This is a genomic window from Acidocella aquatica (assembly GCF_030160635.1).
In the GTDB taxonomy this organism is placed as follows: Bacteria; Pseudomonadota; Alphaproteobacteria; order Acetobacterales; family Acetobacteraceae; genus Acidocella; species Acidocella aquatica.
Genome location: NZ_BSOS01000065.1, coordinates 207,711 through 222,037, shown reverse-complemented (window position 1 = coordinate 222,037; position 14,327 = coordinate 207,711). Strand labels below are relative to the sequence as shown.

14 protein-coding genes are annotated in these 14,327 nt (G+C 65.0%); 6 read left to right on the top strand and 8 right to left on the bottom strand.

The window, feature by feature from the left end; all coding sequences use genetic code 11:
- Positions 1–18: 18 nt before the first annotated feature.
- The 3 genes from QQJ84_RS10435 to QQJ84_RS10425 all read right to left on the bottom strand — a co-directional run bounded on the left by QQJ84_RS10435 (position 19) and on the right by QQJ84_RS10425 (position 2,723).
- Positions 19–885 (bottom strand): phosphotransferase, encoded by an 867-nt coding sequence (locus QQJ84_RS10435; protein ID WP_284258118.1) that lies wholly within the window; start codon positions 883–885, stop codon positions 19–21.
- A 63-nt stretch (positions 886–948) separates the two neighbouring features.
- Positions 949–1,815: a YihY/virulence factor BrkB family protein gene (locus tag QQJ84_RS10430; protein ID WP_284258117.1), complete on the bottom strand. Its 867-nt coding sequence runs from the start codon at positions 1,813–1,815 to the stop codon at positions 949–951.
- A 56-nt stretch (positions 1,816–1,871) separates the two neighbouring features.
- A complete protein-coding gene (locus QQJ84_RS10425; RefSeq protein WP_284258116.1) occupies positions 1,872–2,723 on the bottom strand; it encodes an alpha/beta fold hydrolase in 852 nt (283 codons plus the stop codon).
- A 64-nt stretch (positions 2,724–2,787) separates the two neighbouring features.
- Between QQJ84_RS10425 and QQJ84_RS10420 the strand changes: the two genes are divergently transcribed.
- From QQJ84_RS10420 to QQJ84_RS10410, 3 genes are read left to right on the top strand one after another with little or no spacing between them, the layout of a single operon-like run.
- On the top strand, positions 2,788–3,960 hold the full coding sequence (locus tag QQJ84_RS10420) for a glycosyltransferase family 87 protein (protein WP_284258115.1): 1,173 nt from the start codon (positions 2,788–2,790) through the stop codon (positions 3,958–3,960).
- A 19-nt stretch (positions 3,961–3,979) separates the two neighbouring features.
- The gene (locus tag QQJ84_RS10415; protein WP_284258114.1) at positions 3,980–4,747 is read left to right on the top strand and encodes an arginyltransferase; all 768 of its coding nucleotides are present in this window, start codon (positions 3,980–3,982) and stop codon (positions 4,745–4,747) included.
- A gap of 48 nt (positions 4,748–4,795) precedes the next feature.
- Entirely contained in the window at positions 4,796–5,113 is a 318-nt protein-coding gene (locus QQJ84_RS10410; protein ID WP_284258113.1) for a cupin domain-containing protein, read from the top strand.
- Here the strand turns inward: QQJ84_RS10410 and QQJ84_RS10405 are convergent.
- Together QQJ84_RS10405 and QQJ84_RS10400 are read right to left on the bottom strand one after the other, a co-directional pair.
- Entirely contained in the window at positions 5,110–6,996 is a 1,887-nt protein-coding gene (locus tag QQJ84_RS10405; protein ID WP_284258112.1) for a hypothetical protein, read from the bottom strand. The genes QQJ84_RS10410 and QQJ84_RS10405 overlap by 4 nt on opposite strands.
- Positions 6,997–6,998: 2 nt before the next feature.
- Entirely contained in the window at positions 6,999–7,931 is a 933-nt protein-coding gene (locus QQJ84_RS10400) for a mitochondrial fission ELM1 family protein (protein ID WP_284258111.1), read from the bottom strand.
- Positions 7,932–7,949: 18 nt separating this feature from the next.
- Between QQJ84_RS10400 and QQJ84_RS10395 the strand changes: the two genes are divergently transcribed.
- Entirely contained in the window at positions 7,950–8,990 is a 1,041-nt protein-coding gene (locus tag QQJ84_RS10395) for a M14 family metallopeptidase (protein WP_348522680.1), read from the top strand.
- A 6-nt stretch (positions 8,991–8,996) separates the two neighbouring features.
- Here QQJ84_RS10395 and cobA read toward each other — a convergent pair whose 3' ends face one another.
- Together cobA and QQJ84_RS10385 are read right to left on the bottom strand one after the other, a co-directional pair.
- Complete coding sequence (gene cobA / locus QQJ84_RS10390; protein WP_284258109.1) at positions 8,997–9,770, bottom strand: uroporphyrinogen-III C-methyltransferase; 774 nt, start codon at positions 9,768–9,770, stop codon at positions 8,997–8,999.
- A 51-nt stretch (positions 9,771–9,821) separates the two neighbouring features.
- Positions 9,822–10,661 (bottom strand): division plane positioning ATPase MipZ, encoded by an 840-nt coding sequence (locus QQJ84_RS10385; RefSeq protein ID WP_284258108.1) that lies wholly within the window; start codon positions 10,659–10,661, stop codon positions 9,822–9,824.
- Positions 10,662–10,786: 125 nt separating this feature from the next.
- Between QQJ84_RS10385 and QQJ84_RS10380 the strand changes: the two genes are divergently transcribed.
- A complete protein-coding gene (locus QQJ84_RS10380) occupies positions 10,787–11,392 on the top strand; it encodes a Pr6Pr family membrane protein (protein WP_284258107.1) in 606 nt (201 codons plus the stop codon).
- Positions 11,393–11,396: 4 nt separating this feature from the next.
- Here the strand turns inward: QQJ84_RS10380 and QQJ84_RS10375 are convergent, their stop codons facing one another.
- Positions 11,397–12,812 (bottom strand): NAD(P)H-dependent flavin oxidoreductase, encoded by a 1,416-nt coding sequence (locus tag QQJ84_RS10375; RefSeq protein ID WP_284258106.1) that lies wholly within the window; start codon positions 12,810–12,812, stop codon positions 11,397–11,399.
- Between the two features lie 211 nt (positions 12,813–13,023).
- Between QQJ84_RS10375 and eno the strand changes: the two genes are divergently transcribed.
- Positions 13,024–14,301, top strand: coding sequence for a phosphopyruvate hydratase (gene eno, locus QQJ84_RS10370; protein ID WP_284258105.1), 1,278 nt, complete (start codon positions 13,024–13,026; stop codon positions 14,299–14,301).
- Positions 14,302–14,327: the final 26 nt, after the last annotated feature.

Here is a 14,327-nt window from a genome sequence, read left to right as displayed (position 1 = left end):
GTCCCCGCCCGCCGCAATTCAACCAAGCCCCGCCAGCGCCGCCTCGAAGCGCGCCAGATTCTCCGCCGTATACGCCTTATAGTCAAAATCCAGCCCGGAGGTGATCTCCGAGACCGCGCTCCAAAGCGTCTCGCGCAACAGCGAGGCGCATTGGCTCACCCTGAAGGCATCCCACACCGCGGCACCCGGCGGCTGGCCGAAATATGCTTCCAGCAACGCCGCATCGTGCTGCGGGCCAAACCCGTTGTTGGAGGCGAGGTTCGCCAGATCAAACAACGATGAATTAAACCCCGCGTAATCCCAGTCCAGCAGCCACAGCCGCTCCCCATCGTCGAAAACATTCCCCGGCAGCAGGTCGTTATGCGAGAACACCACCTCCACCGGCCCCAGGCGCCGCTCCAGCATCTCATTCACCCCGAGCAGGCGGTTCAGCTGCGCATCCAGGCTGGAACTATTGCTGCGCAACGCCGCCCCATACGAGCGGTTGATGTGAAACACCCAGAACGCCAGCAGCGGCCCCTGCAAATAAGGCCCCAGCCCGGTGTGGCACTGCTTTATCAGCGCCGCCACGCGCGGCAGGTTCGCGGGCGCGCGTATCTCCTCCGGGCTCAGCGTGCGCCCCGGCAGCAGCCGGCTCACCATCACACCTGGCGCCGTGTAATAAATCTCGGGCGAGAGTCCGGCCCGCGCCGCCGCCCTGGCCGCCGCCTGCTCGTTGAAGCGCATCACCCCATGCTCGGGAATATCCTTGCCCAGCCGCACCGCGAAGCGCCGCCCGTCATCCTGTTCCACGCCGAAGTTGCGGTTGGTGATCCCCCCGGTGAGCGGCCAGATTTTAATCTTGCCCGTCCAGAACGGCAGCGCCTCGACCTCAGCCTCGCCCATTTGTCCCCCTGGTGGAATGTTGCGGTCAGGTTTCCACATTCCACCACCGGCGGCAATGCGGGGCTAAACCTCCCGCGCGGCCTGGCGCTTCCATTCACGGTCCATCGCCGCGTTCACCTCGGCGCCGAACAGCACCACATAGGCCGAGAGATAAAACCACATCATCAGGCCAATCAGCGTGGAGAGCGGCCCATAAGTAGCGCTGTAGGCCGCGAAATGCCCCACATAGAAGCCAAACGCCCAGGACACCAGCAGCCACAGCAGGGTCGCGATGCCCGCCCCCGGCGCGTAGAAAATCCGGTTGTTCCCGGCCGGGCCAAAACGATAAAGCAACCCCAGCGCCACCAGCACGAACAGCACCATCGCCCCCAGGCTGAGCAGGTTGACGATGATTTTTGTATCCCCCGGCAGGCCGAGAAACGCCAGCGCGACGGGGATGAACACCAGCAGGCCGATGGCCAGGGCCGCGCCGATCACCGCCACCAGCGTCATCCCCAGCGAGACCAGTTGAAACCGGATGATCCCGCGCTCCTCACGCTCATGATACGCCAGCGAGAGCGCATTGAGGATCGACTTGGTCCCGGTCGATGACGACCAGAACGAGATCAGCAAACTCACCCCAAAGCCCAGCCCCAGCCCCTGCGCCGGGGCCTGCACCAGGCTCTGTATCCTATCCGAGATCAACGCAAACGCCGCCGGCGGCATGAAGGTCTGCAGATATTGCAACTGCGGCTGCACCGTGTCCGGGTTATAGACCAGACCGTAGAACGAGATGAGCATGGTGATGGTGGGAAAGAGCGCCAGCGTCGCGTAGAATGCGCAGCCCGCCGCCACCAGCGAGACCCGTTGCGAGGCCGTGGCCTGCCCCGCCGCCACAAAGGAGCGCCGCAGAAACGGGATATGCGCGCGGTCCAGAATCCTGCCGATCATGCGCCGACCCTAAGGATTTTCCCGCGCCGCGCAATCGCGCCACGAAAGCTTAACAACTACCGGCCCAGCAGAAACGCCCTTACCGCCGCGATCGCGGGTGCGTCCATCAGCGCCGGGGCATGTCCGGCATCCGCCACCACATAACCCTGCGCGCCGGCCTCGCACATGCGCTCAAACGTGCTGGGCAGCAGCAGGTCGCTGGCGGCGCCGCGAACCGCGAGGATGGGCAGCTTCAACATCTCCCACAGCGGCCACATATCCACATCCAGCGGCACGGTGTTACGCAGCGGCTCGGCGATCTTGGGGTCATAATGCATGGCGAACGCCCCGGCCCCGGTCTGGTCGAGCACCACCCGGGCGGAGAACCGCGCCAGATGCGCCCATTGCGGGTCCGTCAGCCTGCCGAACGGGGCGTAAATCTCGCGCATATGCGCCTCCAGCGCCGCCATGGTGGCAAAACGCTCGCCCGGCGTGGCCAGCGTGCCGCCGACCCGCTTCAGCGCGGCGGCGGGAATATGCGGGCCAATGTCATTGAGCACGAGGCGCGTGATCGGCGTATGCCCGGCGGCGGCGAGCATCATGCCGCAGATGCCGCCAAGCGAGGTGCCCACCCACGCCACCGGCTTGTTCAGCGCCGCCAGCAGATGCGCCAGCGCCACCACATAGCTCGGCGGCTGATAGGCCATGGCATCGGGCAGCCAGTCAGACTTGCCGCGTCCCGGCAGATCGGGGCAGATGACATGGAAACGGTCCGAGAGCGCCTCCGCCAGCGGGTCGAAATCGCGCCCGTTGCGCGAGAGCCCATGCACGCACACCACCGCGGGCGCGGCCGGGTTGCCGAACTCGACAAAGGCCATTTTGTGGAAGCTCGTGCCCAGCAGATAGTTAACCGAATTCGCCCGCGCCATGCCGCACCCCTTGCAAAATTCCGCGCGGGCATCGACCACCCGGCACGGCTCGGTTATGGCTTAAATGATGCCGCGCCGTGCCACAACCAACCCCGGAAAACTCATCGTCACCGCCATGCTCGGCGCCTGCGCGGCCCTCAATCTCGCTGTATTGGCCCTCTGCCTGCTGCACCCGCCCGCCCTTAACAGCGATTTCATGGCCTTCTGGTCGTTCCCGCGCTTTGCCGCCACGCACCCCATCGCCCAGATTTACAACGCCACTTCCTTGCAGGGGTTTCAACAGAGCCTCTATCCGGGCTTCAACAGCTTCTACCCCTATCTCTACCCGCCCACCTTCCTGCTCCCCAGCTGGTGGCTCAAATTCTTCTCCTTCGCGGCGGCGCAATGGCTCTGGACCCTGGCCGGCCTCGGCATTTTCATCGCCGCTGTTTTTGCATTTTTCCCCCAAAGACCGTGGCTCATGCTGCTGGCCCTGCTGGCCAGCCCCGCCTCGCTGCTCAATGGCGTCACCGGGGAGACCGCCTATTTCACCACCGCTTTGCTGTTCCTCGGCTTCGCGGCGCTGCCCCGGCGCCCGCTGCTGGCCGGCATCGCCTTTGGCCTGCTCACGCTCAAACCCCAGCTTGGCGTGCTCATTCCCTTCTTTCTGCTTGCGCGCGGCGAATGGGCCGCCATTGTGGCCGCCAGCGCCACCGCGCTTGGCCTCATCGCACTCTCCTGCCTCGCTTTTCCCCCCGGGCTGTGGCTGCTCTGGGCGCATACGCTGCCCGCCTACCAAACCCAATATTTCGCCAGCCACGGCCTCAACCTGAATATTATCATCACCCCTGCCGCAAACCTCGTCACCCTGGGGGTGGCGCCCGCCACGGCCTGGGCGGTGCAAACCCTGTGCAGCGCCCTTGCCGCCGCGCTCACCTTCCTCGCCGCCCGGCGCGCGCCCTACCCGCTGGCCGTTGCCATGCTGCTCATTGGCAGCTTCCTCGCCGTGCCGCACGCCTACGCTTACGACACCATCACCCTGCCCGCCGCCATGGCCCTCTGCCTCACCGGTAAAACCCCGCTCTGGCAGGTGCTGCTGGGCTGCCTTGTGTATCTGGCGCCGCTGCTGCTGCTCTCTCCGGCCTCGCACTGGTTCCTTTATTCACTGCCCGAATCCCTGCTTTTCGCCACCATCGCGGTGCTGGCGCTGAGCGCGGCGGGCAGCCTCCGCAAAACAGTTGTTGACGCAGGCCCTTGAACACCCAAACATACGCATAATGAGTTTCAAGCCCGCCCGCCGCCCGCATTTCTTCTACACCACGGCGCCGCTGCCCTGCCCCTATGTGGAGGGCCGCACCGAGCGCAAGGTGGTGACCGAGCTTGCCGGCGTCTCGGCTGAAACCCTGCACGACCGTCTCTCGCGCGGCGGCTTCCGGCGCAGCCACAACATCGCCTACGCGCCGGTCTGCCCCAGCTGCAACGCCTGCGTGCCCATCCGCATCCGCGCGCGCGACTTTACCCCCAACCGCACGCAAAAACGCATCGCCCGCCTCAACGCCGATCTGGTGGTGCAGGAAATCCCGCCCCGCGCCACCACCGAGCAATACCAGCTCTTCCAGCGCTACCAGCAGGCCCGCCACGGCGAGGGCGACATGGCGACCATGAGTTTTTATGACTACCGCGCCATGGTCGAGGACACGCCGATTGAAACCTCGGTCATCGAATTCCGCACCCCCCAGGGCACCTTGCTCGGCGCCTGCCTCACCGACCACCTCGGCGACGGGCTTTCCGCCGTCTACAGCTTCTTTGAAACCGGCATGGACGAACGCTCGCTCGGCACCTACGCCATCCTCTGGCTGGCCGCCCGCGCGGTGGCGCTGGGCCTGCCGTTTGTCTACCTCGGCTACTGGGTCGAGGAGAGCCGAAAAATGGCCTACAAGGCCAAATTCCGCCCCAGCGAGGTGTTAAAACACGGGCAATGGGTGCCGCTGGTGGAACACCGGTTGCATCATTTCACGGCTTCGGCATTGGCGCCCGCCGGATAATTCGCGCATTATCCAACATAACATTACCAACCAGAAGAGGGAGCCTGAATGGCCTTCGCATGCACCACCCCCGCGGTCCCCACCGTCCAGCGCGACGATGCCGATGTTCGGATCACACGCTGGGATTTTGCCCCCGGCGCGGTGACCGGATGGCACAGCCACGGATTACCCTATTTCATCGTTATGCTGACCGATTCAACAATGCGCGTTGACGACGGCAAAAACATTACCGACTACCCGCGCAAGGCCGGAGACTCATACAGCCGCGCCTCGGGCATCGAGCATGACGTGATGAACGCCTCCGACACGCCGATGGCCTTCGTCGAAATCGAGGTCAAACGGCTCGAGGCGCTGATTTTCAGCTAAAATCCGAACATATGGTCGAATGAAAACCCGCCCGCGCCATCGTCAACCCCATGAAACCCGAACAGCCGGCAGGTGGTATCGCGGATGAGCACATAACCCGCCTCCCCCGCCGCGCTTAATTCGGCCCCGGAAAAATACTTCGCCGGATACACAATGGCCGAACCCGAACACGCGATCCGCAGCGCCGCGCTGGCCAGCAGCGCGCCCGCCGCATCATAAAGCTCCAGCGTGGTGCTGGAAAAATCCAGCCACGGCCCGGATGCCGGATAGATCAGCACGCAAAAACTCTGCCGCCCGCCAAACCCCAGCTTCAAAAACAACCGCGTCGAGAGGCCCGGCGCCTTGCCGGTGTAGCTCTGCGGCTCGTTCTTATAGGTCATGATCGTATTGAAAATATGCCCGCCAAAGCTGCTCTCCGCGGCGTGCCCGCTCACCCGGTCCTCAAAGCGGAACAGCGCGTGCAGCCAGCCGTTGGCCTCGCCGCCGTCGCGAAAATCATAGACCAGCTCGGCATGTCCGCCATCCTCCAGCACGCCGGGGCGCAACACATCGTCGAGGTCGAGCGCCAGATCATGCCGGCGCGGCAAAACGCCCAGAAACCGCTCAGCCGCCTTCACGCCGTCCGCGCCGAAAACATCCAGCCGCAGCGGCATGTTGTGCTCATGCACCGCCATCGGCGTCGGCTGCACGATGGTTTTGAAGCGCCCGCGCGGCAGCACGGGGAAGGGTAGCAGAAACCCGCGCCCCAGCTCTGAATGCAGCGTCTTGATCCCGGCATCGCCGCGCAGATCCCCGCGCTCCACATTCACATGCGCGATGCGCGTGCGCCCGGCGCGCTCAACCTCGTAGCGCGGACGCACCACATGCCGCCCGGCGCGCAACTCCACCTGCGCCGGCCAGGAAACCCCCGGCAGCACCGCCGCCACATCCACCGCCAGGGTCGCGAAGGGCGCAACCTCGGCGGCAAGCGCCACCGGCGCCTCGGCGCCCATGCGGTCCAGCGCCAGCGCCCCGGCGGGGATCGCCACGGCATGGCTGTTCTGCACCCATAATATCACCCGCTCATCCGCGCGCGGCGCGGGCAGGCCGGCAAAGCGCTCCGATGGCCAGGCATTCGCATCATGCGTGCAGGAGAGCGACGCCCCATTGTCCGAGGCGTAGGTATCCAGCGCATATTTCACCACATCATGCCCCGCCGCGCCGATCGCATGGATGAACAGCTGCCCGGTAAACGCCCCCAGGCCAAACCGCGCGCGCACCGCGGCGCTATCCAGCACAAACCCGCCAGTACCCGCTGGCGCCGCCTCTTCCCACTGCGCCAGCACCTCGCCCGCCGCGCCGTAGAGGCGGCAGAAAAACCGCACCGCCTTCGCGCCATACCCGGCCCAGTAATTCGCCGTCGTCAGCCGCGTGGAGAAACGCCCGTCATCACGGAAGAACACGAAATTGGTGGCGAAATTCACCGCGTCCAGATACCGCGCCCTGCTGGTCAGCATCGCCTCCGGCAGCTTCGCGCCATCCAGCGTGAGCACCCGCGCCCCCGGCGGCGCAAAGCGCGCCAGCCGCTCCGCCACCCGCCCGGCATCGAACGCGGCAATCAGCACACTCCGCACCTTTGCGGTGCTCAGCTGCGTGAGCGCGCGCGCCACATGCCCGCCGCGCAGCTGGCCGACCGCCAGCGTGTCCTGCACATAAACGCCCTCGACATCAAAATCCGGGCACAGCGCCAGCAACGGCCCGGCGATCCCATCGGGGTCAAAAACCGCCATGCGCCCCGCCTCCGCCGCAACCCGTATCAGCCCCTCGGCCGCCACCGGATGCGCCAGCGCCTTATAGGCCACGTTGCCGCCACGCAGATTATCGAAGGTCTCAATATCCAGCATCGTTACAATCCCAAGCGGTCGCGCATCTGTTGCGCCGCCATCTGCGTGTCATCCAGGCTCTGCGTATCCCACAGCTCCAGTTTTCCGGCAAAGTCGTGCACGCGCCCCGCATCCACCAGACTATCCATGAACGCGCCGATCCGCGCGGATTTCCCCGGCAGCCGCAGCAAAAACACCGGTACGGAGGTCGCTACCGCCTCGGAGACCATGGAGACCGAATCCGCCGTGCACAAAATCGCATCGGCGCAGGCCAGCATGCCAAAATACGGATTCTCCCCGGCGCCATCCCAGATCCAGCCGCCCAGCGGCTCCAGCGTCTCGCGCAAAATTTTGACAATCTCCGGCGCGGTCCGGCGCGAGGGTGTTATCACCACGCCGATCCTGTCACGGCGGATCAGCGCCGCGAGGTGCCCGGCCAGCTCGCGGCCCTGGGCTGCCTCAAAGCGGTAGCGCCCGTTGCTGCCGCCCAGCAGCACCGCCAACAGCGGGCGCCGATAAGGCGCAAACACCGGCGCCCATTTTATCAGCTCCGCCGCCAGGCGCGGCTGTGTCACCCGGTGCAGCGCCGTGCGGGTCACGATCACATTTGCGCCAGTAATGCCGTCGTGCCGCGCCGCCATCACCAGATCAAACTTGTTCAAATTCATGCGCGGATGCTGAATCGCCACCGCCTTCACCCCCGGCCCGCGCAGGCCCGCCGCCACCCGCGCCCCCGCGCCGCCGCAGCCCAGCACCACCGCGGGCAAGGGCGGCTCAAACGCATCAGCGCCCACGGCCCAGTGAATATTCGGCCATAACCGGGGCGAAATCTTGTCCCAGGGCGGCTGAAATTCCAGCGTGCGCATATCGGCATCCATGCCGGCGGCCTCGGCCAGACCCAGAGCCTGCGCCCGTAACCCGGCCAGATCGGTGCATAAAATTCTTGCGGTAACCATGCGGCGGCTTTGCGGCGTGTGTTCGCTGGCGTCAATCCCGCGCACCCCCGCGATTGCGCCTCGTCACAACTGCGTTACACTGCCTTCATGACTCCTGGCCCGCCGCCGGCTGATTTCGCCCCAGTAGATTCCGCCCGCCCGGCGGACCTTCAGGCGTTTCCGGTTCACATCGCAACACCTGACATCTCCGCCTTCCGCCAGGGCAACACCGGCATTCCCGGATTCACCACGCATGACTCCGGCCTCCCCGGCCCGCATGTGGTCCTGGTCAGCCTCATTCACGGCAATGAGATCGCCGGTGCGGCCATTCTGGCCGAATTGCTGCGCGCGAAATTCACCCCCCGCCGGGGCAAGCTCACCTTCGGCTTCGCTAACCTCGCCGCGTTTGACCGTTTCAACTCCCAAACCCCCCTCGCCTCGCGCCATATCGAGGAGGACATGAACCGCGTCTGGGACGATCTGCAGCTCTTTGGCGTGCGCCGCTCCTTGGAGCTTAACCGCGCGCGCGAAATCCGCCCGCTGGTCGACACGGCCGATATCCTGCTGGACCTGCACACAATGCTCTGGCCCTCAAACCCGGTTCTGCTGTGCGGCCCCACCGCGCAGGGGCGCGAGCTTGCGCTCAAGCTGGCGACACCCGCCACCGTTATCGCCGACAGCGGCCACGCCGGCGGCAAGCGCCTTATCGACTACGGCCGCTTCAGCGAGGCCACGGGCATATTGGCCGAGGCGGGCCAACACTGGGAACCCGCCGCCCTGAGCCAAACCCGCGCTACCGTGCGCGCCCTGCTGCGCCAGACCGGCATGCTTTTGGCCCCGCCGCCGCCGCCCGCACCCATCACCTTCGCGCAGGTCACCCACACCATCACCGCGCGCACCAACCGTTTCGTGTTTCTGCGGAGCTTCCAGGGCGGCGAGATCATCCCCGCCGCCGATACGCTGATCGCCCATGACGGCGATACCGAAATCCGCACCCCCTATGACAGTTGCATGCTGGTGATGCCCAGCCTGCGCGTCAGCCTTGGCCACACGGCGGTGCGGCTGGCGCGGCTGGCATAGAGAAGCCTACCCCTCGGCCTCAACCTGCAGCAGCACATCGTCCAGCTCGTCAGACTGCTCCATGGCCTCGCCGATCAACACGATCACCGGCCCGGTGGCCTTGGCCCCCAGCACCAGCCCCGGCAACGAGCCGATGGTTCCGCGCAAAATCCGCTGCCCTTCGAGGCTCGCACTCTCCACCGCCACGGCCGGCATATCAGGCGCCATCCCCGCCTCGATGAAATGCGCCGCCAGGCCGGGCAGCGTCTGCCCGCCCATATACACCACCAGCGTGCCGCCGGATTTGGTGAGGGAAACCCAGTCATGCGCCGGCAATCCGCTCTCGGCGCCATGCCCCACCAGAAAATGCAGTGAACGCGCCACCGCCCGCTTGGTGAGCGAGACATGCAGCGCCGCCGCCGCCGCTGTCGCCGCCGTAACGCCGGGGATGACCTCAAAGCCGATCCCCGCCGCCTGCAGCGCCTCCATCTCCTCGGTGGCCCGGCCAAAAACCATCGGGTCGCCGCCTTTCAGCCGCACCACCAGCTTGCCGGTGCGCGCCTGCGCCACCAACAGCCGGCAAATCTCCTTCTGGCTGGCCGAATGCTTGCCGCAGCGCTTGCCAACATCGATGAGGCGCGCATCCGCCCTGGCCATCGCCACCACGCGCGGGTCCACCAGGCTGTCATACAGCAGCACATCAGCCGCCGCGATCACGCGCGCGGCCTTCAATGTCAGCAATTCCGGGTCTCCGGGACCAGCCCCGGCCAGAAACACGCGCCCCATCACACACTCCAGCATTTTCCCGCCATATAATGCGGGCGGCGCCGGAACGTGAGTCCTAAATTGCGATCATGCCACCAGCGACATTTTCGCCGGCGGCAGCTTGATGGCGCTGATCAGCGCGCGCACCTCGGTACGGGCGGCGATATGCGACAATCCCAGCGCGATGCCGATATTCGCCTCGCGCACATCCATCAGCGTCAGCCCCTGCAAATAAAGCTCGCGAAAGATCACCCGCTCGCCAAAGCCTTTCAGCGTGCGAAAGCCGATCCGCTTGGCCAGCAGCTCCAGCGTCTCGCCCACATCGCGCTTGTTGCGCGCCTCGGAGGCCGCCAGCCGGTTGCGCATCACCATCCAGTCGATCTTGCCGCGGTCACGCGAGAAGCGGTTCTTGCGCGCCTCCCACACCATTTCCGAGTAGATGCTCGGGTTCACAATATCGTGGTTATCCGGGTCCACCTTCGCCAGCATCGAGAAATCGACAAAACTATCGTTGATCGGGGTGATCAGCGTATCCGCGTGGCTATGCCCGTAGCGCGAGAGATATGTATCCGCCCCCGGGCAATCGATCACCACCACGTCCAAGCCCTCGAACTCGCCCAACGCCGTATCAAACCGCGTGCGTTCCTCGGCCTCGGCCTCCAGCCGGTTGTCCAAAATCGCGCGGTGCACGGAGCGGAACTCCGGCAGCGGCAGCGAAATCCCCTTGCTTTCCACGAAATGCTTGCGCGCCGCCAGCGTGCCGGCCAGCGTGCCCTGGCGCGCGTCAAGGTCCATGGCCCCCACGCTGTAGCCATCGCGCAGCAGCGAGACGATGATATGAATGGAGGTGGTGGATTTGCCCGAGCCGCCCTTCTCATTGCCCAGCACGATAACATAAGGACGCGATTGGGCAGACACGCTGGCCATGGGCAACTCTCCGACTCGGGTTTCGAATCCTCCTTTAACCGAGTCTGCCGATTCTGCCCAAGGATTCGTTATGCGCCGCCGCGCCGCCGCCTTATACCACCGGCATAAAACAGGAGAGGGGTGACATGAACCTATACCGCGTTGCGGGCGCGTCCTCCGGCTGGTCCGCGCTGCTCACCCAATACTGGCTCACCACCTCGCACGCGGGCCTGCTCCCCGGCAGCATCACCTATTTCGGCTTCTTCACCATCTGGGGCAATCTTCTCGTGGCCCTGGCCTTCACCGCGCCCCTGCTGCCAGCCGCCGCCCGGCCCGCGTTTTTCCTCCGCCCCGGCGTGCGCACGGCCATCGGGGTCTATATCCTCGTAATCGCGGTGGTGTATTATTTTCTGTTGCGCAAACTCTACCACCTCACCGGGCTGGACTGGTTGGTGAACTTCCAGCTGCACGACATCAACCCGCCGCTTTATGTGCTGGATTGGGCGCTCTTCGTGCCCAAGGGAGCGCTACGCTTCCGCCAGATCCCCTACTGGCTCATCTGCCCGCTGGTCTACGCGGCCTACACCCTGCTGCACGGCGCGCTTAGCGGCTACTACCCTTACCCGTTTCTCGACGCCGCAACGCTCGGCTACCCCAGGGCCTGCCTGAACATCGCCGGTCTCGCCCTGCTGTTCGCGGGCACCGGCGCCGGCTTTCTCGCGGCCGGGCGCTACCTGCCCAAACCCGGCTGACCGGTTATTTCCCGGTCAGAATCCGGTCCACCAGCTCGCGCACCGTCGGGATGAACCCGTTGGAATAGAACGGATCGGTGCCAAAGCGGCAGGCATTATGCCCGGCGAACATCAGGTTATGGTCCAGCGCGTCCAGATCATCCGGCGCGGCATGGGCAATATCCTGCAAGGTCTTCTGGATGCAGAAACTGCGCGGATCGGCCTTTTTGCCGTTGTCATATTCCGGCGGCTCCTGGCTCCAGTTGGAGAACCGGCACTGGCTCAGGCAGCCCATGCAGTTCACCTGGTCGGTATGGATCTCCTCGGCCTTGTCCGGGGTCACGAAGATCAGCGTGGAATCGGGGGTGCGCAGCGCATCCACATAACCAGCGTCTTCCCAGCCCTTCACCCGCGCATAATCAGGCGCCGTGAGATACACAGAGCGCTTGCGCGCGCCGACGCCATATTCCACCACATGCTCGCCAACCGGCTCGGGTGAATAGGCCACCTGGCGCTCGTTGCGGCCGCGCAGCTCCTGAATGAAGCTGTTGTTCACGGCGGATGAATAAAACCCGGTGGGGGAGAATTTGTTGAGGAACACATCGCCCGGCTTCAGGGTGCGCAGGCGCTCCTTCCAGCTCGCCGGAATCGGGCTTTCCTTGGTCAGCAGCGGGCGGCTGCCGAACTGAAAGGCGATCGGCCCGAGCTCGGGGTTATCGATCCAGTCTTCCCATTCCTCCAGCGCCCACACACCGCCCGCCATGATAATCGGGGTTTCCCCCAGGCCGAACTCGCGCATGATCTTGCGCAGCGCCAGCACGCGCGGAAACGGCGGCTCGGGCTTCTGCGGGTCTTCGCTGTTGGAAAGCCCGTTATGCCCCCCGGCCAGCCAGGGGTCTTCATACACCACGCCGCCAAGCAGATTCGCGGCCTTGGAATAGGCCCGCTTCCACAGCGCCGAAAACGCGCGCCCGGAAGAGACGATCGGGTAATAATGCACGTTGAATTTGGCCGCGATGTCGGAGAGCCGGTAAGGCATTCCCGCGCCGCAGGTGATGCCGTTCACAATGCCCTTGGTGCGCTCGAGGATACCGGTGATAACCCGCTCCGCGCCGCCCATCTCCCACAGGATATTGGCGTGGATGCGGCCTTTGCCGCCGGATATCTCATACGCCCGCTCGGCCTGGGCAACGCCGCCCTCGATGGCGTAGGCAATCAGCTCCTCATGGCGGTCACGCCGGGTCTTGCCGTGATAAACCGGCGAGATCACATGCCCGTCCGCATCATATTTGTCAGGATTAACCGCCGAGAACGTCCCCGCCCCGCCGCCCGCGGCCCAATGGCCGGCGGTCACGCCGTTGGAGACAGCAACTCCCTTGCCGCCCTCCACGAGGGGCAGAATTTCAGTTCCGCCCATGCGGATGGCATTGATAAGCTTCATTGTCCGAAAACCCTGGTTTGGCTTTTAGCCCACCCCCTTGAGTGGACGCGCCCATACATATGGGCGTCTATTACCAGATTGAAACACGGCGTGAAGTGGGGAAGGTCATTTAGCCTCATCACACTTGGTAATTTACGCTAAAACCTTGCCTGTCCGCGTCCGCTGGTCTACCCCGCCCGCACAACGCGCCCATCAACCGGAGGATGCCAACATGACCGCCATTGCCGATATCGTCGCCCGCGAAATCCTGGACAGCCGGGGCAACCCGACCGTCGAAGTTGATGTGCTTCTGGAATCCGGCGCCTTCGGCCGCGCCGCCGTTCCCTCCGGCGCCTCCACCGGCGCGCATGAGGCGGTGGAGCTGCGCGACGGCGACAAATCGCGCTACGGCGGCAAGGGCGTCACCAAGGCCATCACCGCGGTCGAGACTGAAATCCTCGACGCCATCGGCGGGATGGACGCCGAGGAACAGGTCGCCATCGACAATATCATGATCGACCTGGACGGCACCCCCAACAAATCGCGCCTGGGCGCCAACGCCATCCTCGGTGTCTCGCTCGCGCTGGCAAAAGCCGCCGCGTCCGATAACGGCATGCCGCTCTACCGCTACATCGGCGGCGTCTCGGCCCGCACCCTGCCGGTGCCGATGATGAACATCGTCAACGGCGGCCAGCATGCCGACAACCCCATCGACATCCAGGAATTCATGATCCAGCCGGTCGGCGCCTCCTCCATCGCCGAGGCGGTGCGCATGGGCTCCGAGGTCTTCCACGCGCTGAAAAAATCCCTCGCCGAGGCTGGCCATAACACCAACGTGGGTGACGAGGGCGGCTTCGCCCCCAACCTGAAATCAGCCGACGAGGCGCTCAGTTTCATCGCCAAGGCGGTTGAGCGCGCCGGCTACCGCCCCGGCGAGGACATCACCTTCGCCATGGATTGCGCCGCGACCGAGTTTTATAAGGACGGCATCTACAACCTGCACGGCGAGGGCAAAAAATACGACGCCGCCGGTTTCATTGACTACCTGGCCGGGCTCTGCTCGCGCTTCCCCATCACCAGCATTGAGGACGCCTGCTCCGAGGACGACTGGGACGGCTGGAAACTCCTCACCGAGCGCCTTGGCGCCACCGTGCAGTTGGTCGGCGATGATCTCTTTGTCACCAACCCAACCCGCCTGCGCCGCGGCATCGCCGCCGGCACCGCCAACTCCATCCTGGTGAAGGTCAACCAGATCGGCACGCTGACCGAAACGCTGGAAGCCGTGGAGATCGCGCATCGCGCCGGCTACACCGCCGTGATGTCGCACCGCTCGGGCGAGACCGAGGATTCCACCATCGCCGACCTTGCCGTCGCCACCAACTGCGGCCAGATCAAAACCGGCTCGCTCGCCCGCTCTGACCGCACGGCGAAGTATAACCAGCTCATGCGCATCGAGGACGAGCTGGGCCTCACCGCCCGCTACAACGGCCCGGCCCTGCGCCGCGCCTGATTTCCGGTGATCGTCTAAAACACAAA

Coding starts and splice junctions, on each gene's coding strand:
- QQJ84_RS10375 (WP_284258106.1), bottom strand. CDS start 12,812: ATGAAGCTTATCAATGCCATCCGCATGGGCGGAACTGAAATTCTGCCC.
- QQJ84_RS10425 (WP_284258116.1), bottom strand. CDS start 2,723: ATGGCGCGGGCGAATTCGGTTAACTATCTGCTGGGCACGAGCTTCCAC.
- QQJ84_RS10405 (WP_284258112.1), bottom strand. CDS start 6,996: ATGCTGGATATTGAGACCTTCGATAATCTGCGTGGCGGCAACGTGGCC.
- cobA (WP_284258109.1), bottom strand. CDS start 9,770: ATGCTGGAGTGTGTGATGGGGCGCGTGTTTCTGGCCGGGGCTGGTCCC.
- QQJ84_RS10385 (WP_284258108.1), bottom strand. CDS start 10,661: ATGGCCAGCGTGTCTGCCCAATCGCGTCCTTATGTTATCGTGCTGGGC.
- eno (WP_284258105.1), top strand. CDS start 13,024: ATGACCGCCATTGCCGATATCGTCGCCCGCGAAATCCTGGACAGCCGG.
- QQJ84_RS10380 (WP_284258107.1), top strand. CDS start 10,787: ATGAACCTATACCGCGTTGCGGGCGCGTCCTCCGGCTGGTCCGCGCTG.
- QQJ84_RS10420 (WP_284258115.1), top strand. CDS start 2,788: ATGATGCCGCGCCGTGCCACAACCAACCCCGGAAAACTCATCGTCACC.
- QQJ84_RS10415 (WP_284258114.1), top strand. CDS start 3,980: ATGAGTTTCAAGCCCGCCCGCCGCCCGCATTTCTTCTACACCACGGCG.
- QQJ84_RS10430 (WP_284258117.1), bottom strand. CDS start 1,815: ATGATCGGCAGGATTCTGGACCGCGCGCATATCCCGTTTCTGCGGCGC.
- QQJ84_RS10435 (WP_284258118.1), bottom strand. CDS start 885: ATGGGCGAGGCTGAGGTCGAGGCGCTGCCGTTCTGGACGGGCAAGATT.
- QQJ84_RS10410 (WP_284258113.1), top strand. CDS start 4,796: ATGGCCTTCGCATGCACCACCCCCGCGGTCCCCACCGTCCAGCGCGAC.
- QQJ84_RS10400 (WP_284258111.1), bottom strand. CDS start 7,931: ATGGTTACCGCAAGAATTTTATGCACCGATCTGGCCGGGTTACGGGCG.